The sequence below is a fragment of the Paractinoplanes toevensis genome (assembly GCF_018332695.1).
Classification (GTDB): Bacteria; Actinomycetota; Actinomycetes; order Mycobacteriales; family Micromonosporaceae; genus Actinoplanes; species Actinoplanes toevensis.
In genome coordinates, this window is record NZ_BOQN01000081.1 from 32,616 (window position 1) to 53,985 (window position 21,370).

The 21,370-nt window shown below is 67.7% G+C and carries 22 protein-coding genes and 1 pseudogene; 18 read left to right on the forward strand and 5 right to left on the reverse strand.

What is annotated here, in order from left to right; all coding sequences use genetic code 11:
• Nucleotides 1–13: 13 nt before the first annotated feature.
• A complete protein-coding gene (locus tag Ato02nite_RS30915; RefSeq protein ID WP_213010195.1) occupies nt 14–1,336 on the reverse strand; it encodes a helix-turn-helix transcriptional regulator in 1,323 nt (440 codons plus the stop codon).
• 628 nt (nt 1,337–1,964) lie between these two features.
• Here Ato02nite_RS30915 and Ato02nite_RS30920 point away from each other — a divergent pair.
• Nucleotides 1,965–3,233 (forward strand): NsdA family TPR-like regulatory protein, encoded by a 1,269-nt coding sequence (locus Ato02nite_RS30920; protein WP_498371288.1) that lies wholly within the window; start codon nt 1,965–1,967, stop codon nt 3,231–3,233.
• Here Ato02nite_RS30920 and Ato02nite_RS30925 read toward each other — a convergent pair.
• Nucleotides 3,214–3,873: an HAD family hydrolase gene (locus tag Ato02nite_RS30925; protein ID WP_213010197.1), complete on the reverse strand. Its 660-nt coding sequence runs from the start codon at nt 3,871–3,873 to the stop codon at nt 3,214–3,216. The genes Ato02nite_RS30920 and Ato02nite_RS30925 overlap by 20 nt on opposite strands.
• 204 nt (nt 3,874–4,077) lie before the next feature.
• Nucleotides 4,078–4,500, reverse strand: coding sequence for a GNAT family N-acetyltransferase (locus tag Ato02nite_RS30930; protein ID WP_438873083.1), 423 nt, complete (start codon nt 4,498–4,500; stop codon nt 4,078–4,080).
• A gap of 466 nt (nt 4,501–4,966) precedes the next feature.
• Between Ato02nite_RS30930 and Ato02nite_RS30935 the strand changes: the two genes are divergently transcribed.
• Both Ato02nite_RS30935 and Ato02nite_RS30940 read left to right on the forward strand, forming a co-directional pair.
• Nucleotides 4,967–5,167, forward strand: a complete 201-nt coding sequence (locus tag Ato02nite_RS30935) for a hypothetical protein (protein WP_213010198.1) — start codon at nt 4,967–4,969, stop codon at nt 5,165–5,167.
• Nucleotides 5,164–5,901: a YdcF family protein gene (locus Ato02nite_RS30940; protein ID WP_213010199.1), complete on the forward strand. Its 738-nt coding sequence runs from the start codon at nt 5,164–5,166 to the stop codon at nt 5,899–5,901. The genes Ato02nite_RS30935 and Ato02nite_RS30940 overlap by 4 nt, the downstream gene beginning before the upstream one ends.
• 5 nt (nt 5,902–5,906) lie before the next feature.
• Here the strand turns inward: Ato02nite_RS30940 and Ato02nite_RS30945 are convergent, their stop codons facing one another.
• Nucleotides 5,907–7,133, reverse strand: coding sequence for a helix-turn-helix domain-containing protein (locus Ato02nite_RS30945; protein ID WP_213010200.1), 1,227 nt, complete (start codon nt 7,131–7,133; stop codon nt 5,907–5,909).
• Between the two features lie 474 nt (nt 7,134–7,607).
• Here Ato02nite_RS30945 and Ato02nite_RS30950 point away from each other — a divergent pair, with 474 nt between their 5' ends.
• From Ato02nite_RS30950 to Ato02nite_RS51935, 14 genes and pseudogenes are all read left to right on the forward strand, one after another.
• A complete protein-coding gene (locus Ato02nite_RS30950) occupies nt 7,608–8,561 on the forward strand; it encodes a JmjC domain-containing protein (protein WP_213010201.1) in 954 nt (317 codons plus the stop codon).
• A 64-nt stretch (nt 8,562–8,625) separates the two neighbouring features.
• A complete protein-coding gene (locus Ato02nite_RS30955) occupies nt 8,626–9,102 on the forward strand; it encodes a glycine-rich domain-containing protein (RefSeq protein ID WP_213010202.1) in 477 nt (158 codons plus the stop codon).
• 15 nt (nt 9,103–9,117) lie between these two features.
• Nucleotides 9,118–9,894 carry a phosphotransferase gene (locus Ato02nite_RS30960; RefSeq protein WP_213010203.1) on the forward strand — a complete coding sequence of 259 codons (777 nt, stop codon included), beginning with the start codon at nt 9,118–9,120 and terminating at the stop codon, nt 9,892–9,894.
• A 681-nt stretch (nt 9,895–10,575) separates the two neighbouring features.
• Nucleotides 10,576–10,935 (forward strand): hypothetical protein, encoded by a 360-nt coding sequence (locus tag Ato02nite_RS30965; protein WP_213010204.1) that lies wholly within the window; start codon nt 10,576–10,578, stop codon nt 10,933–10,935.
• Nucleotides 10,889–11,293 (forward strand): VOC family protein, encoded by a 405-nt coding sequence (locus tag Ato02nite_RS30970; RefSeq protein ID WP_213010205.1) that lies wholly within the window; start codon nt 10,889–10,891, stop codon nt 11,291–11,293. Before Ato02nite_RS30965 ends, Ato02nite_RS30970 begins: the two co-directional genes overlap by 47 nt.
• A 298-nt stretch (nt 11,294–11,591) precedes the next feature.
• A complete protein-coding gene (locus Ato02nite_RS30975) occupies nt 11,592–13,562 on the forward strand; it encodes an ABC transporter ATP-binding protein (RefSeq protein WP_213010206.1) in 1,971 nt (656 codons plus the stop codon).
• Nucleotides 13,563–13,651: 89 nt separating this feature from the next.
• Nucleotides 13,652–14,314, forward strand: a complete 663-nt coding sequence (locus tag Ato02nite_RS30980) for a nucleotidyltransferase family protein (RefSeq protein ID WP_213010207.1) — start codon at nt 13,652–13,654, stop codon at nt 14,312–14,314.
• Entirely contained in the window at nt 14,311–14,937 is a 627-nt protein-coding gene (locus Ato02nite_RS30985; protein WP_246607606.1) for an AAA family ATPase, read from the forward strand. Before Ato02nite_RS30980 ends, Ato02nite_RS30985 begins: the two co-directional genes overlap by 4 nt.
• Before the next feature lie 153 nt (nt 14,938–15,090).
• Entirely contained in the window at nt 15,091–15,393 is a 303-nt protein-coding gene (locus Ato02nite_RS51930; protein ID WP_246607608.1) for a nucleoside triphosphate pyrophosphohydrolase family protein, read from the forward strand.
• 101 nt (nt 15,394–15,494) lie between these two features.
• Nucleotides 15,495–16,085, forward strand: a complete 591-nt coding sequence (locus Ato02nite_RS30995) for a nucleotidyltransferase family protein (RefSeq protein ID WP_246607610.1) — start codon at nt 15,495–15,497, stop codon at nt 16,083–16,085.
• On the forward strand, nt 16,082–17,263 hold the full coding sequence (locus Ato02nite_RS31000; RefSeq protein ID WP_213010208.1) for a UDP-N-acetylglucosamine--N-acetylmuramyl-(pentapeptide) pyrophosphoryl-undecaprenol N-acetylglucosamine transferase: 1,182 nt from the start codon (nt 16,082–16,084) through the stop codon (nt 17,261–17,263). The genes Ato02nite_RS30995 and Ato02nite_RS31000 overlap by 4 nt, the downstream gene beginning before the upstream one ends.
• Before the next feature lie 98 nt (nt 17,264–17,361).
• The gene (locus tag Ato02nite_RS31005) at nt 17,362–18,819 is read left to right on the forward strand and encodes an MFS transporter (protein ID WP_213010209.1); all 1,458 of its coding nucleotides are present in this window, start codon (nt 17,362–17,364) and stop codon (nt 18,817–18,819) included.
• A complete protein-coding gene (locus Ato02nite_RS31010; protein WP_213010210.1) occupies nt 18,732–19,913 on the forward strand; it encodes an exonuclease domain-containing protein in 1,182 nt (393 codons plus the stop codon). The genes Ato02nite_RS31005 and Ato02nite_RS31010 overlap by 88 nt, the downstream gene beginning before the upstream one ends.
• Nucleotides 19,914–20,115: 202 nt before the next feature.
• Nucleotides 20,116–20,355 (forward strand): annotated as a pseudogene (locus tag Ato02nite_RS51935) (protein-L-isoaspartate O-methyltransferase family protein); the annotation flags it as partial.
• On the opposite strand, the gene Ato02nite_RS51940 reads toward Ato02nite_RS51935, so the two are convergent.
• A complete protein-coding gene (locus Ato02nite_RS51940) occupies nt 20,244–20,663 on the reverse strand; it encodes a hypothetical protein (RefSeq protein WP_246607611.1) in 420 nt (139 codons plus the stop codon). The pseudogene Ato02nite_RS51935 and the gene Ato02nite_RS51940 overlap by 112 nt on opposite strands.
• A gap of 353 nt (nt 20,664–21,016) precedes the next feature.
• Here Ato02nite_RS51940 and Ato02nite_RS31020 point away from each other — a divergent pair.
• Nucleotides 21,017–21,370: deaminase (locus Ato02nite_RS31020; RefSeq protein ID WP_213010211.1), on the forward strand; the 354-nt coding region annotated here is incomplete at its 3' end.

The window sequence follows — 21,370 nt, forward strand, 5'->3', positions numbered from 1 at the left end:
CATTGATGCTAGGTCACGCATTGGCCAAGATCCTGATCTCGTGGACCAGTTCACCTAACTCGTCATCTTTTCCTTGCCCGTCCGCTACGTCGGCCACGTCGGCCACGTCGTTCAAACGATCCACTAGCCGTCGCGAATGAACCTTCGCGTTAGCAGCCTCAAGCGCCGCGGCCACGTGTGGGACGGCCGCCCTGCGTTGGCGGAGAAGTGCAAATCCCATTGCAGCGGTGACGTGGTCGAACGCGCTGCTTCTGCAGAGGGGACCTCTCCGCGAGAGTGCAGCGATCGCACGCTCGGTAGCCAGCTCAGCATGCTCCTGGCGGTACTCCTCATGCTGTGCGAGAGCTGCGTAAACGACCCCAGACATACCGTCGAGGTCGGCACCGAGGAAGAAGCGGGTCCACTCAGGAGCTGCCGCGACATCGGCGCGGCTCAGTTCGTCGGCAGCTCGTGACAGCGAGTCCCTGACCGCCGTGGCGTTACCGATCTTCGCGTAGGCCCAGCCGATGTTGGCGTGCAAGATCGCCACGGAGGTTAGGCAGCCTGAGTTGGCGGCTACGATCTGGCCAAGCTGAAAGAGATGAAGCGCCTCGACTGGGTTGTCGCGATGAATGCTCACGCGCCCGAGCCGGTAGTAGGAGTCGGCCATTAGCGTGTGGTCACCGGCCGTGGTTGCGAGAGCAAGCCCTTGAGCCAGATGCCGTCGTGCCGAGTTTTGCTCCCCAAGGTCGTGGCTCATCCAGCCGACCAGGTTGTGTAGGTCGGCCAGCGCGCGCCGAAGTTCGGCCAACAGGGCGTCGCTCGGGCAGCGGCTTCGGAGGAGGCATTGAGCCCAGCCGAGGTACCCAAGTGTCGAGTCGCGGCATGACCCACCGCCGTATTGTGAGTCCATCCTTCGATGTCGATCCGTGATGTCGCGAACGGTGGCCACAATTGCAGGAGTGACGACATTAGGTATCTGGCCGGGCCATTCTTCGACGATTGGAAGCCACTCGTCGATCACGGGCGCTCCCCCGACGGCGAATCCGGCCAACGTGGCAACGAACCGCTGACTGCTGGCCGAATCTTCCAGCGACGGTAACGGCGATGCCGGAACCGGGTTCAGCGCCTTCTCGTCGTCGTAGGCGAGACCCATGAGACCGCGCGGTATTCCGAGTCCTTCTGCGATTCTGACGAGAACGTCGTATGCCATGACCTGCCGTCCTCGCGTGATCGAGAATATCTCAGAATCGGCGAGGCCGGCCAACTCGGCGATGCGATGCTGCGTCATGTGGTGACGCTTGTTCAGCAATCTGAATATGTTGCCGACATCCCGACATGCGACGGCCTCAGCCATCGGACTTTCATGCCACCAACCGGGACTTGGCTCTGGCGGCCTATGCGGGTCCACGTTCAAAGCATCTCGCCCATCGATCGATTCGAGTCAAGCGGTTTGTCGGATAGTCACGAAGATCGGTACAAACGCCATTCGAGGTGAGTTGCCTAGTCTTAGACTTCGCGAATGATGCAATAGCTCGTCTTGATGCCGCGTCCTTATTAGCAGAGGGCGCGGCTGGGCCGAGGAGCATCGGCGATGGCGTCTCGGTGAGGAGCCCATCGGTGGCGAAGTTGTCTTTGTCACCCAGCGAGTAGCCATACATGTGGGCGAAGTGCACGGTGTCGCTGCGCAACTTCGATTCCTCCGCCATCACCTGGGCAGACACCGTGGCACCCCCTCCAGAACCCCGCAAACACGTCGTCCCGGCTAGGCAGCGCGACCCAAGTGATCTGTCTTCCGTGTACCAGACCGGCACCTTGATCACCCCTACGCCTACGATGTCCGAATTAACGGCACACGAGAAGGCCCATATGAGGACAGTAGGAGGACTTTTCTGTCAGGGAGGCGTCGCAAATCGTCCAGGAGTCCTAGTTAGGTCCTGCATGTTCTACGCTCGCGGAACGATCACCACGCTTGGAGGTGTGCCGTGGCCCCTCGACCGCCCGGAAATCAACGCCTGAAGGCCGCCCGTCAACACGCGGGTTACGCATCGCAAGCAGCTCTTGCCGACGCGATGACACGCGCCGCGCCTCGCATCGGACTAGGGCAGATCGAGGTCAGCGTCCGCCAGATCCGCCGCTGGGAGTCGCCCACTCCGCCCTGGCCGCGGTCCGGCCACCAGCGCCTGCTCACCGAGGTACTTAAAATGCCGATCGAGGAGCTGGGATTCACTCCGCCTTGGGAAGGGGCCCAAGGCGCGCCGGCTACGGACGGTTCACGGCCAATCCATGCCATGCCGTCGACGGGAATGCTTCTGCCGCAGGCCACGGCCTCCGTGCAACCGCCCACGATCGGCGCGGACTTCACCACCATCACGGTCGCCCACCGACGCCTCTACTGGAGCGTGAAGCCAGCTCAACTACACCCCACCGTTGTCGAGCACACCCGGCTTGGCCTCCACCTACTCACCGAGACGAACGGCGTTGCTCGCCGACTGCTCGCCTCTGCGCTCGCCGAGTCACTCCTGCTCGCGGGCCGCATCGAATTCTTCGACCTCCGCAAACCTGAGGAGGCCGACGCCTCCTTCGCCCGCGCACTCCAGGCCGCAGGCGAAGCCGACGACGCGCTGCTCGGGGCTGCGATCCTCTCCCACGCCGCATTCATCCCGGGCTGGGCCCAGCGTCGGACCGAAGCAGCCGAGCGCCTCCGAGCCGCTCGCACCTACGCGCGCCGGGGCAACGCCTCCGCTGACTTCCTCGCCTGGATCGAAGCCGTCGAAGCCGAATGCGACACCATTTGCGGACGCCCCAGCGACGCACTACGCGCCATCTCACACGCCGAAGAGATCCTCGCCGCCAGTTCCGATCACCACGTACCGGAGTGGTTTACCTGGTTCTCCCCAGCCCGGCTTGCCGCCTTCAAGGGCAACACGCAGTTACGCGCCGGTCGATACGCCCAAGCCCGCGACACGCTCATCTCCGCGCTGGCCGGCATGCTCGACGGCGAGGGCAAGCAGCGCACCGTCATCATGGCGGATCTCGCAGCAGTGGAGGTCGCACAGGACAAGCCTGAGGATGCCTGCCTCCGTCTCCACGAGGCCCTCGATCAACTCGCCACCACCTGGTACGCCACCGGCATGGAACGCATTCGCGAGGTCCGGCACACACTGCAGCCCTGGGCGGACACGGACTCCGTCCGCGAGGTCGACGACCGGCTCTACAGTTGGCGCACCACGCTCAGCGCTCTGCAGCGTTGAGCGCTGCTATCCGATCAGGCAGGTCCGCCAGGGAGTCGATCCGAAGAGTCGGCACCCGCTCGGCATCCGCATCATCACGCTGAATGGTCGCCCACGGCCCGCGCCGGATCAGCGCCGTCTTGAAGCCCGCGAGAGCCGCTGGACGGATGTCGTTGTCCAGCCGATCACCGACATAGACCGTCTCCTCCGGCATCGTGGGCATCTCCTTGGCTAACGCCTCGAAGAATCCCAGGTCCGGTTTCGACACGCCCCAGTCGTCCGAGGTTGCGATCAGATCAGCCGGCAGGTCGAGCGATCGCAGAAGGCCGCCGGCGCGAGCGGTCTGGTTGCCCGCGATGCCGACCCAGAAACCGGCAGCACGCAGCGCACTTAAGGCCGACCGGACGTCGGGGTAAAGATCGTCCTCGCCGAACCACTCCGGCTTTCCCGCTGCGGCGCGCTTATCCCTCTCCTCCGTTAGGTCGAAGCCGGGCTGGAATGCCTGGAAGGTCTCGCGATAGTCGCGGCCTTGGGCGATGACAGCGCCGAACATCGCGGAAAAGGTGTGGCGTGGTACGCCGAGCCAGTCGGCCCAGGTCCCGTACTCTCGGGTCTCGTTGACCAGACACTCACCCACGTCGAACGCCAGGCCACGGATCATGGGCTGAGTCTAACCGGGCAGGCTCCGATGGCTCGGCGGCCGGCGACCGGCGACCGGGCTTGATTGCTGGTTAATCGGTCAAGGCATGCTCAGCGCCCCCGGCATGCCCGATGATCCTCTGCATTCGCCGAAGCGGGCAAGGGGCCACTGTCCGAGGACTGGTCCACCTGGCGTGTGCCCGATGGCTGGATAAACGATCGCAGGTCATAGAGCGGCCGGGTCCCAGAGCAGGGGCTCACGGTGATGGCTGAAGCCGGTACGCAGGTAGAAGTCGACCGCGCGGCGGCCGGAGTGGACGGTCACGTGCGACAGGTCCCGGGTGCGGGCCTCGGACAGGATCGCGGCCATCAGTGCGGCGCCGATGCTCTGAGCACGATTTTCCTCGTGGACCATGACCGACTGGACATCGCCGTAGCGCCGGTCCAGCGAGCCGTTGCGGGGCACCCGCTCCGCGACGAGCAGCCATGCGGCACCGGCCACATGCCCGTCAACTTCCGCGACGAACGCGGGTGTGTCTCCTGGTGGGCGTCGACCCACTCGGCATACGCCGTGAGGTTGTCCGGATTCGAACTCTTGCAACTCCGCGACCACCGCAATATCCGCCGCGCCGGCCTTTCGCAAGATCACCCTGCGGAGTCTAGGCGAATACGAATCCCGCCACCGATCGCCGACCAGGCTCCCGGGCTCCGCAAGCTCTTGTCGATGACACCGTCACGGCGCGACCCCAGGATCGTGACCATCCGGCAGGAGCGCCGCCGGTCACGTGGTCGGCTGCTGGCCACATGTGACACACGTCGACGAACCGCGACAGCAGCAGGCCGACTCCGGACGAGAGGATGGCCGGCAGGGTCGGAGGCGCGCCCGTGGTCCGAGCATGTACACAGAGTTGCGCGATGACGGGCAGCGCATGATCGTTTTGCCTTGTCGGGCAGTTGTTCTAAGCGGGCGTGGGCCGCCTGGCGGCAGGATGAGTTTGCTAATTGCCCACGGTCGACGTGTCCTCATCAGCCAACGAGCCGGCCATGCCCTGGCTGACAACGACGGTACCGGGCGGCTAACTCACGCAACGCCAATAACGCTCTAGGCTTACGCCATGAGAGAGCCGCGCGCAGGCATGGTGTACGCCACGCCGGATAGTCTCCCCGCCTCATATGTGATGACCGAGTTGATCGCGGGGGCGAAGGCCGGACGGGTTGTCTATCTGGCGGAGCAGGGTGACCTGGTCGCCGCTGTTGTGCCGCTGGAGGTCGCCGAGGCCGGCCTCGCCGCGCTGGGCCGGGTTGACCAGCGATGACATTCGAACGGGCCGGCACCGAGTCGCCAGCGAGTCAGCCTGCTGCCGCTGGCCGGCGGGAGCAGCCCATCGCGGCCATCCCGGACGCGGTGCGCGCCGACGTCGAAGTGCTCTGGAGCTACCACGACATGAAGCACGAGCTGCATGCGTGCGACGTCGGGGTGGGATTGGGTAGCCACGATCTTGGGGTTGCCGTCATCGCGGTGCGGTTGTTCCGTGAGGGCGTGTTTCCCCGAGTTGTCTTCACCGGGGCCAATGCCCCGACAACGGTCGCGCGTTTCCCGAGGGGCGAGGCGGTGCACTACGCCGAGTACGCGCGGGAGAACGGCGTGCCCTCGACCGCGATTCTGGTAGAGCCGACCGCGAGGAACACCGCGGAGAACATCACGTTCACGCGGGAGTTGTTGGCGAAGAATGACGTCCGGGTGCAGTCCCTGGTGTTGATGTCGCGTCCTTATCAGCAGCGCCGCGCTTTTGCGACGTGTAAGAAGGTGTGGCCGGAGGTAGAGGTGCTGTGCGCCTCCCTGCCTCTCGGCTTGGACGAGTACGTCGTGAGCATCGGTGACGCGCGTCGCGTGATCGACATGCTGGTGGGTGACACTCAGCGGATCACGGTGTACGCCAAGCTGGGGTTCGCCATAGCGCAGGAGGTTCCGTCTGCGGTGCAGGCGGCGTTCGGTCGTCTGGTGCGGGCGGGATACACCAGTCGTCTGGTCCCCGACGATCCCGCGTGAACGGGTCACCAGCGCGGGAGCCGTTTCCCGATGCCCATTCGTTCACTTAGCGCGACGGCGAGTGACGGGGGTCGTGGCCGGGTGAGCATCTCGCGTACCAGGGTGCGTGACAAGCGGTGGTAGCGCACTTGATCGGGGCCGATGCGCTCTGCCGTGAGTAGGGCCTCAAGCGCGTCGTCTGTGCGGTTCCACCGGGCGTAGGCCCGTGCCGTCTCGATCCGGTGCCGCACCCGTCTTTCGACCGGTAGCGCCGAGGTGTCCAGGTGTGGCCCGAGTTCGATCGCGCGTTGGACATCGCCGAACTCGTTGGCGATGACCACATGATGGATCTTCACATTCGTGGGGCCGAATGCGGTCCATACGAAGTTGCCATCGGCGCCGAGCCGTATCGCGCAGGACTCCGCCTCGCCCATGTGTGAACCTGCGGACGCCCGATCGTCCTGCTGGGCGGCCGCGAGACCGCACATCAGGTGAAGACTCCCGTACACCGACAGCAACTGCGGTGTGGGGCGGGCAAGGTGCGGCTGAAGAAACTCGGCGGTCACGGATGCCAGGCCGAGTGCCTGGCCGTACTCGCCGATGGACCCCAGAGCATGGGCTGCGGCTCGGCTCAGTGATCCGATGACGATGTGATCGTTGCTCGCATTCGCGGCCGCCAGGCCCCGGCTCGCGGCGATCCATGCAAGGTCGAATTCACCGATCTTGGTCAAGAACAGGGCTACCACCTGATGCGCGAAAGCCATCAGCGCCTGCGCACGCTGAGCATCGTCGCCGTCGTAGAGCCGCACGGCGGATTGGCAATCGTGGATCAGCAGCGGCAGCCGCCGGGCAAGAGCCCCGTACCGTGACCTCTGGTAGTCGGCCCAGGCGCCATCCACGTCGCGCCCGATGGCGGACAGCAACGGAGGTTCGTCATCGGAAAGAGATCGGATGGCGGGAGTGAGATGGCGGAAGTCGTGCAAGGCGGCCCGCAACGCCGGAATTGTTTCATTCCCCGATTCGGCGGACCACGAGAAAAGACTGGGTTCGCCTATCAGGTCCCCCAACGACACGTCCAACACCTTGGCGAGCGCGCGGATCACCGAGAGACGATCCAGTTCGGCACGGTTGGTTTCGATCTTGCGTAGCCACTCGGCGGTTTTGCCGACCAGGCCGGCAAGAACCTCTTGTGACAGGCCGCGGCGGCGGCGATAGAACGCAACACGCTGCCCATTGGTCATGTCATCGGTCATGCCTCGCATCTGGCCATCCTGACCACCCACACCGGATCGACCGGTAAACAATTTCCCGGTTGCCGCTCCGCACCCACCCTACCGTCAGAGCTCAGCGCGAATCAGCGCCTCCGCCGCCCGGCAACCGGGCCGCGGACGCTCACGGTCCGGACATGGACCAGAAGCCACGTCCGCGCGGTCTGTCGGCTGATGAACCGGGAGGTGAATGGCTTGTCCAACGTGGCGTTGGCCGCCGCGTTGGTGACCGGGTTCCTCACCGACCTTCTCAGCTTCAAGGTCAAACAACGCTGGTGTCCAACCTGCGGGGAAACAACATTCACCTACGAAGAACCTCGGCGCCAGGCTGAGGGCAGCACGTGCTGATTACCGCCAGCCCGATCACGACGCTGTGCGTATCGGTCAGATGATCCTGGATCGCAGCGGGTTCACGGAGCCACCCGCAGTTCGGACCTGACCTCTCCCACAATCTGGAGGATGGAAATGTCCCTCACGATGTTGTTCGACAAGGCCATGGTCCGCGAGTTGCTGACCGTCTGGCCGGCCAAGCCGGCGCTTCACTCACCGCCCGTCGACAGCCGCATTGAGAGCATTGTCAATGCAGAACTAATCAACGGCTATCTCGCCGGCGGCACTGCGCCAGCAGAGCAACTCATCGTGATCAAGGACGGGACGGCGCTGCACTCCCGGGCTTACACAACGGACGGCTACCTCGACCCCGGCAAGATCGCGAAATGGCGCGGCCGGGGCTACACCGTCCAGCTACGCAACCTGCACCGCTGGTGTCCAGTTGTGAATGCGATGTGCTCGGCGATACAGAACGAGACCGGATATGGCACCTACGCCACCGGCTTCGTCACCCCGGCCGGGGCGCAAGGTCTCTATCACCACTGGGATCAGAACATGGGTCTGGTCTACCAGCTAGCCGGTAGGAAGACCTGGCAAATCTGGGAGCCTGGGGTCGAAGAACCTCACAATGGGCAGTTCGCTTCCAACACCTCGCCAGGCAGCGACGTCCTCAACCGCATGAAATCGATGCGACCCGACTTCGAGCTAGACCTCGAGCCCGGCCAGATCTTGATACTGCCGCGCGGCTGGATGCACAACCCGCACGCTCGTGGCCAGACGGAGGAAAGCATCCACGTGACCTTCGTGGCCCGCGAGCGCACCGGCTACTGGATCGCCGGAAAGCTGGCGCAGGCCGCGCTCACCTCGACCCCCCTACGGCGGGTCATCCCGCCCGCGAGCGTTGTCGACCCCGCTGCCTTCGCCGGACAGGTCGCCGCAGCGCGAGACCTGCTGACGCAGTGGCTGGCCGGCGCCGACGTCACCGCGCTGGCCGCCGAACTGCTCCACGAAGCACGCACCGAGCCGAACGTCGACTACATCTCCCACGCACCACGACACAACCCCAACGTCCATCACCGATAAACCATCCATTCGGGATTTCCCCGGCGCAACAGAACGCCGGCGATCCATACACCCAGGAGGAGCCATGACCCTCACGAACCCGTCGCTGGTCCAGGCAGACAAAGACCCCCAGACCCTCATCGACGCGGAGACCTTCGACAAACTGGCCGAGTTCTTCGCTGTACGGCAGGAGGTCACCAAGACCTACGCGCGGCGGGCCGTCGGGCAACTGCTGCTCATGCTGAAGGCCCACGCCGATTCGCAAAACGACCCCGACTTCGGCCGTCTACTGCCGGACGGCCGGTCCTACCGCGTCGTCCCGACCGAGCCCGTCGATGCCGCCTGGCACGCGGCGCTGCAACACACCGAGCCGTATCAAGCCGCCTGCCAGCAGGTCGCGGGAAGCTTCGTGCACCACGTACCGATCCTGACGGAGGGCATGGCGGACGGCTCTTCCATGGAGTACACCCGCCAGGCTCTGAAGGCGACCGGCTACTACATCGACCCCGAGTTCTGGGATGGCGAGGCGAAGTCCTGCTGCCCGCCGAACCCGGGAATCTGAAAGGCCAACTGATCGATGCGCATTGACTGGACCGCGTTGCCCGAGGCCGTCACCAAAGAGGTAGCCGACCGGGTCGGCGGATCTCACATCATCCCGGCCACGGCCGGTGACCACGCGGAGATAGCCGCAACCGTCACCGGGACGACCGGGAAGGTGTTCGTCAAGGCGGCGCGCACCGACTTCGGTGTCCGGTCACTGCGTTTCGAGCTGCGAGTGAGTGAGGCCGTCAGCCGGTCTCACTCACCAGCAGTCGAGTGGTACTTCGAGGCGGCCGGATGGTTGGTGGTGGGCTTCGAACACTGCGAAGGCCCGCGCGCTGACCTGTCCCCAGGAAGCCCCGACTTGGATCTTCTCGGTGAAGCACTGACAGTGCTCAGCAACACGCCAGCACCCGATGTGCCGCTGCTCAGTCCGAAGGGACGGCTCGGGTTCGAGCACCCCGCGATGGACGGCGACACCCTCGTTCATACCGACCTCGGCCCGGCTAACCTGATCGTGACTCCTCGCGGCCTGAGGATCGTCGACTGGGCCATGGCAGCCAAGGCCGCACCGTGGGTTGAGCCGGCCATGCTCGCCCCGTGGCTGATCGGCGCCGGACACGCCCCCGAGCAGGCCGAGCGATGGCTGGCACTACAGCCCGCGTGGCGGGAAGCCGATCCGGGGGTTTTGAACTACTTCGCGATGAGGAACGCGCAGAAGTGGGCATCGAAGTCGGCGGGATCGACCGCGGCTTGGATGCATGACCTAGCCGCCTGGACATCCCAGTTGGCGAGCTACCGAAACTCGAGATGAGAGGCCGGCTCGCCAAACCAAGTCCTATAGCTGGCATCCGCTGTAAAGACAGAGGCGTATCTGATCAGGACAAGCATGCCGCCGCGTGTGCCTCGTCCCCTGCGGTTCGTGCCCGGGAGCACGCACATGATGGCCTGACCAGAGTTTCGGACGGCTTCGTTTCCTAAGCCCTGATCGAAGGTCTACATGCGTTCGTTGCTGTGCCGTGGTCAGAGTCCGCGCTTCTACGAAGACACAGCTCATTGTCGGTCGCACGTCAAAGCTTGTCGCACCCTCTGGCGCCCGGCCCACGACGTCTCGATCCTGCGCCTGCTCATCGCCGACGGCCGCACCGTCCGCTGTGTCGTGCCCGAGAAGGGGACCGCCACCAAGGTTCACCCGTTCGTGGACCGGGTCATGCTCACCCACCGACACGTCCGGCCACCACCGACACACTGCCCACCCTCGGCAAGATCACCGATGCCTTGCCGGCCGCGGTCGGGCTGCACGACGGCGCCAGGCACGTCGAACTCCGCCTCGACGACGGCATCTGGTACTCCTCGACATCGGGATCCGCCCCGCCTCCGGGCTGGTCGCGCACTCCGTGCAGGCCCGCACCGGCGTCGACCCCGGCTGCTGCACCTACGCGCCTGTCTCGGCGATCCGGTCTCTACCGCCACCAGCACGGCAGCGCACGGGACCATGCTGGCCACCGCTATCGCCTGCTGCTACACCGTTCCCGAACGCCGACCGCAGGTCACGCTCGACCAGCACGCCGAACTCGCAGCCACCCTCACCACCCAGCCCAATGTGATCGGCTGGCACCTGAGCACCTCCGCCGTCACCGACGACGTCTACCTGCCCGACGCCGGGCTCTCGATAGGCGTCGGCGCGGCCGACGCGGGGTCGTGCCCTGGACCGCATCCGTTCGTTGACCGGCCCGTTCGACCTCACGACCACCTAAACAACCACAACACCGGCACGTCCCGAAGATTCTGCGAAAGGACCGATCACGATGCCTCTGATCCTGCACCACCTGGCCGTCACCGCAGCCGACCTTGAGACTGGCCGAGTCTGGTACGACGCCTTCCTCGGCGCCCTGGGCTATAAGCCCGGCACCGTCGACCCGGCGATCTGTACCTGGGGCGGGGTCGAGCCGGAGATCTTGCTCTACCCCGTCGAGGGCGACGACCGCGCTCTGCATACGCACGGCCGGCCCGGGAGTCAGCATTTCGCGTTCGCTGTCGACGGCCGCGATCTTGTCGACGCGGTTCACGACGCGGTCGTGAAGGTCGGTACTGGCCTCGTGGTGCATCCGCCGCAGGAGTACGACTACATGCCGGGCTACTACGCGGTCTTCGTGGAAGACCCGTCCGGCGTCCGCTGGGAGATCCTGACCATGGATAAAGCGTCGGCGTAGACGCTGAGGCGGCCCGATCGGGCGAGGACGGACATCGGTTCCGGCAGGCGTACGCCACAGCATGTGACACTGCGCCGGTATCGACGACGACCTCTCCCGGACGAGGTCGCATGGTCGGGATACGGGTGAGTCCTCCGGCTGGGCGACCTGAGGCCCCCGCCCCGGCGACCGGCCCTGCGCGTCGCATCGCGCCGGGTCTTCGGCGGCCGGTACCGATATGGCATGACCGGCCGCGACACCCGTCCATGCCCGTCACCAGCTGCCACTGCCCTGCGCGGACTCCAGGAGGCGAACACCGGTGAGCGCCACGACCGGAAAGACCACCATCGAGGATCCGATTCCGCCGCAACGCGGTGGCACCGGTGTGCTCGACTCCGTCCTTCCTGAACTGCGGGCCGCGGATTGGGAGGTGGGGATCCGCAGGCGGGCGGAGACCGGTGTGTTCGGGGTGTTCGCCGAGCTGCCCGGCTTGGTCCGCGAAGCATTGGCGATCAGCTGGCGCGCCGATCGCGTACGCACGCTGGTCGTGGCCGTGGCGACGCTGGTGGCCGGGTCGATGGCGACGTTCGGGCTGCTGTCGACGCAGCGGTTCCTCGTGCAGTTGTTCGCTGGTGGTCCGACCCCCGACCGGGTGAAGGCTGCGCTGCCCGCGCTGATCCTGCTGGCCATTGTCACCGCGGTTCGGGGTGGCCTGGGGATCGTGGTGGGGTATGCCCAGAACGGGTTGACCCCGCGGGTGACCCAGACGGCCGAACGCCGCCTGTTCGAGGTCACCACCGCGGTGGAACTGGCCGCCTTCGACCAGGACGCGTTCGCCGACGACATGGAGCGCGCCACCCGCGGCCCGGACAGCGCGGCGACCCTGGTGCAGGAGACGTCGAACATGTTCGCCGGGCTCGTGAACCTGACCGCGGTCGCTATCGCTGTTGCCCTGATCAACCCGCTGCTGCTGCTCGCTCTGCTGGTCGCGACGGTGCCGAATGCGTATGCGGCGTTACGGGCCGGGCACCTTCGCTACGCCACGTTCGTAGCCGGGTCGGTCCGCCGGCGCCGGTTGTGGGTCCTGCAAAGGCAGATGGCCGAACGAAACTCGGCACCGGAACTACGCGGCTACGGCCTGCGGCACTTCGTGCTGGGCCAGTTCGACCGGGTGATGCAGGCCCAGACTGACGTGGATCTGGATCTGGCCCGGCGTACGACCACGATGACCAGCATCGGCGCGACGATCAGCGGCCTCGGCCTCGGCGGGGTGTGGGTGCTGCTCGGCTGGCTGCTACTGGCCGGCCACGTCCCCCTCGCGGCGTCGGTGACCTGCGTGGTTGCCATCCAGGCCGCGCAGCGTGCCCTGGCGTCGGTGACGTTCCAGCTCGACCGGGTGTTCACCAATGGCCAGTTCCTCAAGCAGTATGTCGACTTCCTCGCCCGAGCTGCCGCCTACCTTCGTACGCCGGCCGCGGCGGCCGAGAAACCAGGGCCGTTGCGGGAGCTGACGGTCCGCGGGGTCAGCCTGCGATACCCTGACCGCGATATTGCGGCGGTCGACGACGTCAGCCTCACCATCGCTGCCGGGCAGACGGTCGCGTTCGTCGGCGAGAACGGCTCCGGCAAGTCGACCCTGGCCGCCATGATCGCCGGTCTGCGCACCCCGACCGGCGGGGTGATCGAGTGGAACGGCCGCCCGTACGGCGACTGGGACACCGGCGGCCTGCGGGCGCGGACCGCGGTCGTCATGCAGGACCACCACCGGTGGCCGTACACGGCGGCGACGAACATCGCCATGGGTGACCTGGACGCGGAACCGGTGCAGGAGCGGATCGAGGCCGCGGCCCGGCAGGCCGCCGCCCACGACCCGATCACCGCCCTGCCCCACGGCTACGAAACCCTCCTCGATCGCACGTTCAAGGACGGGCAGGAACTGTCCGGCGGGCAATGGCAGCGCATCACCGCCGGACGTGGCTTCTACCGTGACGCCGAGCTGCTGCTCATGGACGAGCCGTCGTCGGCGCTCGACCCGCGCGCCGAGCACGCTCTGTTCCAGTCGATCCGCTCCCGCCAAGGCGACAAGACCACCGTCCTGATCACCCACCGGCTGGCCAACGTCATCGACGCCGACCGGATCTACGTCCTGCACGACGGGCGACTCGATGAGCAGGGAACGCACAACGAGCTGATGGCAGCCGGCGGCCGCTACGCGACCCTGTTCGCGTTGCAAGCTTCCGGCTACCAGACCCGTGCGGACCGTTCGACCGTCAGCGAGGAGCTGGGGTGACCAGCGACTCCGAGCCGACGAAAGCAACAGCCCGACCGCCGGCCAGCGCCGAGGTACTCGGGCGCGTTGTCACCGCGCGCGGCAGGTGGTTGGACGAGGCCGTCGAGGTGCTGTCGGACAACCCGCTGGCCGCGGGGGTGTGGTTGGTCGGCTCCCTGGGCCGGGCAGACGGCGACGGTTTCAGCGACGTGGATCTGATCGTCGCCATCGAAGGCCCCGTCCCGGCCGCCCTGCGCACCCACCCGTTCGGGGGGCTCGGACTGCCGGGCACGGTGCTGTTCGTCCGGCCGAAGCCGAGGAACGCGCCGGACGGCGGCGCGTTCCTCTCGGTGTGTCTGGAGATGGCCGGTCTTCCGGTTCTGGTCGACATGTATCTGTGGCCGTCGATCACGGTCGCGGTGCCCACGGGGAGCCGCGTGCTGATGGAACGCGGCCGCATGCCGCGCTCGAAGCTGGGCCTGTTGGACCTGCTCGCCCTATGTCCGCCGACAGACACCAGCGGCTCGGACCCGGACGACCCGGCCACCCTGCTCCTGCTGGTCCAGCTGGCCGCCAAATATCACGCGCGCGGCGACCGGTCGCGCCGGGCCGCGATTTGCAACCAGCTGAACATCCCCGACATCACCATCGTCGAACAGTTGCGTCACCTGCTCGACGACCGTCTGCCCACGCTGTGGCCGGCGTCGACGGCAGCCCGCACGGCGGTGGACCGGCTGTTCGAACTCGTATCCACCCTCGGAGAAGGTAGGTGAGCGTGTCCCTGGCGCCGACGCTCGTGATCATCCGGGGGAACAGTGGCAGTGGAAAGTCAACCGTCGCCGCTGAGGTCCGGCGCCGCTACGGCCGCGGGTGTGCCCTGATCGAGCAGGACTACCTGCGCCGGGTCGTGCTGCGCGAGCACGGCAGCGACCACGCACCACGGGTTGCGCCCGGCTTCATTACGACCGTGGTCCGCGCGGCCCTGGACTCCGGCTATCACGTGGTGCTGGAAGGAATTCTGCACACGCGGCAGTACGGGCCGGCCCTGCGTGAGCTGATAGCCGACCACCGTGGGCCAACGTTCGCGTTCTGGCTCGAGGTGTCGTTCGACGAGACGCTGCACCGGCACGCCGGCCGCCCGGACCTCGCCCACGTCACCGCCGAGACGATGCGCGGCTGGTACACCCCGATGGATCTACTCGGACTGCCCGGCGAGCAGATCATCACCGAGGAATCCACGGTTGAGGACAGCGTGGCGCGGATCCTGCACGACAGCGACCTCACCGAAACAGCCGCGCTGACCCCCTGCCCCCTGCTCTGCCGGCGCTGCGCCCAGAAAAACCACGCCGGCCAACCCCGGGAACGCCACACACCGAACGGAGGCCAACTTCCGTGAACGACCACCACACCGGGGACCCGGAGGCCGGCGCCGCAAATCGCCGACGGCCACGACACCGCGATCTGGGAGGCGATCGAGCTGGCCCGGGACTGGCTGGACGAGCACAACGGCACCGGCGACGCCGAGCTGGGCCTGCGGATCCTGAAGATCGTGGAGGAGGCGGGCGAAGCCGCGGCCGCGTGGATCGGCACGATAGGGCAGAACCCCCGCAAAGGATTCACCCACGGTCGGCAGGACGTGGCCGACGAGCTCGGCGATGTCGCCTTCACCGCGCTGGTCGCGGCGGCCAGCCTCGGCTACGACCCGCTGACGGTTCTGGGCCGGGTGGCGGACAAGGTCCGCCCACGCCTGAACAGTCCATCACCGACGACCGTCACGGCGACCCGGCCGCCCACCGCCACCGCATTGCAGAGCGGCGGCACGGCTCGCGACCGGGGAGAGCCCGTTGACTGATGTCACCGTGATCCCTGCCCCGCCACGAGGGCGGGACCGCCTACCTGGAAGACGGGCGCCGCTGAACCCGGTTGCCGTCGCCGCACACGAGGAGGAACTTCGTGGAGAACGTTCTGGCCGATCTGATCCGGTCCAGTCCGTGGCTGATGAACGTGTTCGGTGCGGTCCGCGACGAGGGCCTGGCCGACGCGTGGATCGGTGCCGGGGTCTTGCGGGACCTGGTGTGGGGTGAACGCTACGGCTCTGGTTTCCGGCCCGAGAACGTGCGGGACGTCGACGTGGCGTTCTTCGACCCCGCTGATCTGAGCCGCGACAACGACCTGCGCGCGACCGGCCGGCTCGCCGGACGGTTGTCGGGTGTGCTGTGGGAGGCGAAGAACCAGGCGGCCGTGCACACCTGGTACCCGGGCAGGTTCGGCGGCGGCCCGGTCGAGGCGTTGACCTCGATCCGCGACGCGGTCGCGACGTGGCCCGAGACCGCGACCGCCGTCGCCGCCCGCCTGACCGGCGACGACACGATCGAGGTGTGCGCGCCGTTAGGTCTCGAGGACCTGCTCGACGGGGTTTGGCGACGTAACGCCCGCCGGGTCAGCGTCGAGCAGTCCTTGGCCCGGCTGGCCCGGCACGATCCGGGTACGCGGTGGCCGGGAGTGAAGGTCGTGCCTCCCGGACAACCTGGCCCCGCGGCATGAGCACGGGCGGTGGGATGTTGCGGCTGCTGGTCACCGGTGGCGGGACGGGCGGGCACACCTATCCGGCGTTGACCACGATCCGGGCGGTGCAGGCCCGCGCCGCCTCCGGCCGGCACGTGCAGGTGCTATGGGTCGGCGTCGGCGACGGCCTGGAAGCCCGGGTGGCTGCCGCCGAGCAGATACCGTTCGCGCAGGTCAGCACCGGCCGGTTCCGGCGGTCGCCGAACCGCCGCGAACGGTGGGCGAACCTGACCGATCTGCCACGCGTCCCGGTGGGGATCGGCCAGGCGACCCGGATCGTGGCCGGGTTCCGCCCGGACGTGGTCTTCGCGACCGGCGGATACGTGGCGCTGCCGGTCGGTGTCGCCGCCTGGCTGCTACGCCGCCGCCTCGTCGTGCACGAGCAGACCCTCGCCGTCGGCGCGGCGAACCGGGTCCTGGCCCGGCTGGCCGACCGGGTCCTGCTCAGCCACCGGTCCTCGATGCGGCATCTACCGGTCCGGGCACAGCGGCGGGCGGTGGTGACCGGCAACCCGATCCGCCCGCAACTCCTGTCCGGCAACCCCGAACGGGCCCGGATGACGCTGAACCTCGACGGCGGGGTGCCGGTGGTGCTGGTCAGCGGCGGCGCGCAGGGCGCCCAGCAGATCAACCAGCTGGTCGCTGAGGTCCTGCCGCAGTTGCTGCCGGTCTGTCAGCTGGTCCACCAGACCGGCCCCGCCAACATCGAACAGGCCCGGCAGGTGGCGGCCGGGCTGCCCGCGTCGCTGGCGGCCCGGTACCGGCCGGTCGCCTACTTGCACGACGAGTTACCGGATCTGCTGGCCGCCGCCGACCTCGTGGTCGCCCGAGCCGGGGCGGGTACGGTCGCCGAGCTGACCGCGCTGGGCAAACCGATGGTGCTGATTCCCCTGGTGCCGACCGGCGGGGACGAGCAACGCCGTACCGCCCGGCATCTGGCCGAGCACAACGCCGCGGTCATGCTCGACAGCCCGAACCCGCATCGGCTGTGCGAGGTGGTGCTCGACCTGCTGGCCGATACCGGCAGGCGAGCGGCGATGGCCGTCAACGCACGGCTGCTCGGTCACCCGGACGCCGCCGACCGTGTCGCCGACCACCTCCTCGACCCACCGGCCGGCACCCGACCCGGCGACGGCGAGCGAGCGGGCCGGCGATGACCCGGACCCCGGGCGGCCGCACACCGACTACCGCAGAGATTCCGGCGCAGGCACGCGCGGGCGCCGGGTTGTTCACCGGGCGGCTCGGGGGATCGGACGTGGGGCGGGCGTGGGCCGCGTACGCGGTCAGCCAGGCCGGCAGCGGAATCGGGACCGGTGCCCTGCCGCTCGTCGCGATCCTGCTGCTCGACGCTACGGACTGGCAGATTTCGCTACTCGCCGCCGTGGCCGGCATCGCCGGGGCCGCAACGATTGTGCCGCTCGGGCCGTGGGTGGAGTTTCACCGCAAACGCCCGACGATGATCGGCGCGGACCTGCTGCGCTGCATCACCTTGGCGAGCGTCCCGGTCGCAGCCCTGCTACATGTCCTGAGCTTCGCTCAGCTCTGTGTCGTCGGGGCCGTGCAGACGATCGGGGCGATCCTGTCCACTGCGGCGAGCACCCCGTTCGTGAAAGGGCTCGTGCCCCCAGAGCGGCTCGTGGTGATCAACAGCCGCTGGGAGACCACGTTCTGGACGGCGAACACGGTCGGCCCACCTACCGGTGGGCTGCTGGCGGGCTGGCTGGGCGCCCTGACCGCGATCACCGTCGACGCGGCCAGCTTCCTGCTCTCCGCGCTCGGTCTGGCCCGGATCCGGCATCACGAACCCGCCCCGCCCACGCCGTCAGCCGACCGTCACCCGATAGCGGAGATGACCGCTGGGTGGCGGCACATCGCCGCCCGTCCCGTTCTGCGGGCTTTGTTCCTGCACGCCATGATCTTCGGTGGCCTGATCATGGCGTCCAGCCCGCTACTCGCGATCTGGATGCTGCGCGACCTCGCCTTCACTCCCGAGCAGTACGGCCTCGCCCTCGGCCTACCGTGCGCCGCCGGTGTCCTCGGCTCCCTGCTCGCACCGAGGATCATGCGGCGGGTCGGGATGATGCGCACGCTGCTGATCGCCGGGGCCGCCCGCTGCGTGTGGATGGGCCTGGTACCCCTCGCCGGACCCTCCACCGGTGGCCTCGCCCTGATCGTCGCCGCGGACTCGGCGTTGCTGCTGTGCGCGGGGATCTTCAACCCTGCCTTCGCCACCTACCGCATGCAGGCCGTCGGCGACGGCTACCTGAGCCGGGTCACCGCCGCCTGGGCAGTCAGCAGCAAAACCATCCAACCGATAGTGATCGCCGCCGCCGGGCTGACGGCCGCGTTCCTCAGCGCCCGCACCACGTTGCTGCTGCTCGCCGGCCTGCTACTGGCCAGCGTCATCCTGCTGCCTTGGATGACATGGCACCCGGTGGCAGAACCTCGGCCGGACACCGTGCCGCAGCTGCCGACCGTGAGTGCCGTGACCAATGAACGGTGCTGCGCGATCGATGTCCACGGTGGTTCGGGATCGTCGGCTGCTTGGCTGGCATGGCCGTCGGTGTCCTTACCAGCCGGTCGGCATCCGCTGAGCGGACCAGGAAATCAGGTGGAGGAGAACGGGTGCAACGGATCGCCATTGTCGGGGCGGGGGGAGCCGGGAAGACCGTCCTGGCCAACTGGTTCGGGTCGCTGCTCGACATCCCGGTGACCCACCTCGACGTGCTGCGCTACACCCCGGAATGGCGCCTCGTTTCCGAAGAAGACTTCGCGGCCCGCCAGCGCGACGTCGTGGCCCGAGACCGGTGGGTCATCGACGGGAACAGCCTCGCGTCTCTCCCGCTCAGGGCTGCGGCGGCGGACACGATCATCGTGCTCGACCCGCACCCGCTGGTGGGCCTGACCGGCATCCTGCACCGCAGCTTGCGCTACCGCGGCGGTCAGCACGCCGACGGCGTCTACGACTGCATATCTGCAGAGGTCGTCAGATACGTCCTGTTGTATCGGCGGGCGGCACCTGTCCCGGGTACTGGCCGGTGTGCGGGAGCACGGCGGCCACGCCGAACTTCTCCACCTGACCAGCCGCCGCGCCGCCGGCCAGCTGGTCCGCCAGATCCGCACCAACCAAGGCCAAGACCTGCCGTGACAAGCCTCGACCGGTACCTTCGCGACCCCGCGTTCGCGAACATCGGCTTCGTGATCCTCGACTTCGAGGGCACCACGCCCGCAGGCTTTCCACCGGAACCGATCGAGGTCGGCGCCGTCATCCTGCGGACACGCCCGGAGGGTCTGGACTGTGTCGCCCGATACGAGGCGCTGATCCATCCACCGGCACACGCGCCGTTGACACCGGCCGACACCCGGCAGACCGGCATTGCCGCAGCAATGCTCACCGGCCGACCGCTTGCGGCTGCGGTACTCGCCGGTCTCGACGTCCTCCTGACGCGGCCGCCGTATCTGACGGTCGCGCATCATGCTCCGACCGAAGCCGGCATCCTGCGCCGCTACGCCCACGCCTGCCCTACCCTGGCCGCAACGCCGATGCTGGACACCCTGCGCCTGGCCCGCGCCTGCTACCCCGAACTCGGCTCACACCGCCTCGACGACCTCCTGCACCACCTGAACATTCCGGTCCCGGCCGAACGGCACCGTGCCCTCGCCGACGCTGCGGTCACCGCCAAGGTCTTGCGCCGGCTCCTGGAGGACGGCAGCACCCGCTACCGCTGGTCGCACCTGGCCCAACTACGCCACCTCGCCGGACTACCCCCACCGGCGACCGGCTCCGGGCAGGAAACCCTGTTCTGACCACACCCACCCATCCCGCCCCACCCTGCCGCCGCCAATCCTGCGAAAGAGAGCCTCGTTGGACACCATCGACGCCGCGTTCAGCGCCGTACCGGAACGCTTCTACACCCACCACGACCAGCGCGGAGAGACCCTGCATCGCTCCGACGCGGCCTCGATCCGCCGCGAGCTGACCGCTTTGCGCGTCTTCGAAGGCGCCCGGGTGCTGGAGATCGGGACGGGCTCTGGCTACTCCGGTGCGCTACTCGCCACCCTCGCCGGCGCCGACGGGCAGGTGGCCAGTCTCGATATCAGCGAGCACCTGGCCGGGTGGGCGAATCTGCTACATCATCAACGAGGGGTGACCGGCGTGACCTGCCACGTCGCCGACGGTGCTACCGGCCACCCAGCGTCGGCCCCGTTCGATCGGATCATCGCGTGGTGTGCCTTCCCGCGGCTCCCGCAGACGTGGACAGACCAGCTCGCCCCCGGCTGCCGGCTGGTGGCCTGCCTGCCGATCGCGGCGCAGCCGTCGACCACTCTGGTCGCCACGATCACCCACGCGGGCGGACGGCCGCAGGTCGAGGCGGTCGTCTTCGGCGGGTACGCGCAGAGCACACCCACCGCGGTCGAGGACGCCTTGAGCGTGCCGGGCCGGTGGGTCGACTGGAGCACCCGCGGCCCGGCACCATCGTGGGTCTCGATCGGCTGGCGAAACACCGACGACCCGCTGCGCAGCGGCGCCCGCACCACCCTGGACCGGCTGCTCAACCACCAGCACACCGAACCCTACGAGCGCGGCCCGCTGGACTGGCAGTCCTGGAACATCTACACGGCGATCACCGGCGGCCCACACCGCACCGTCGCCTCACTACGCGCCCAGGCCCGCGGTATCGGCCACAGCACTGCTAGTTCCGCTGCCGTGATCCTCACCGACGGCACAATCATCGCCGACCGCAGCGACTCGGCATCGCTCACCACAGTCAGGGCCTGGCTGCGCGGATGGGAGAACGCCGGACGCCCGGACGCATCCCGGTACACGGCGGTGCTACCCCGCACCAGAGCGCGGATCTGCCCGGCTGGGACTTGCAAGCCCATCTACCCGAGCACACGCAGGCGGCACGGTGACGCCGGACGAATTGGTTCGGGCCACGATCACCGCCGCCGAGGACGGCATGGCGGCCGGCGAGATGCCGATCGGCGCGGTCGTCGAGTACGGCGGCGAGATCATCGCCACCGCGTATACCCAGGACCGCCGGCGGCAGCAGCGGCTCGTGCACGCCGATCTGCTCGCCATGACCGACGCCGACGGGCAGCTCGGCTGGCGGCCCCGGACCCACCCGGTCCGGCTCGCGGTCAACCTCGAGCCGTGCCTGATGTGCATGGGCGCCGCAATGGCCTTGAGAGTCGACGAAGTCTATTTCGGGCTCGAGTCCCCGGCCGACGGCGCCGCCGACCTAGGGAGTGTTTGGAATGTT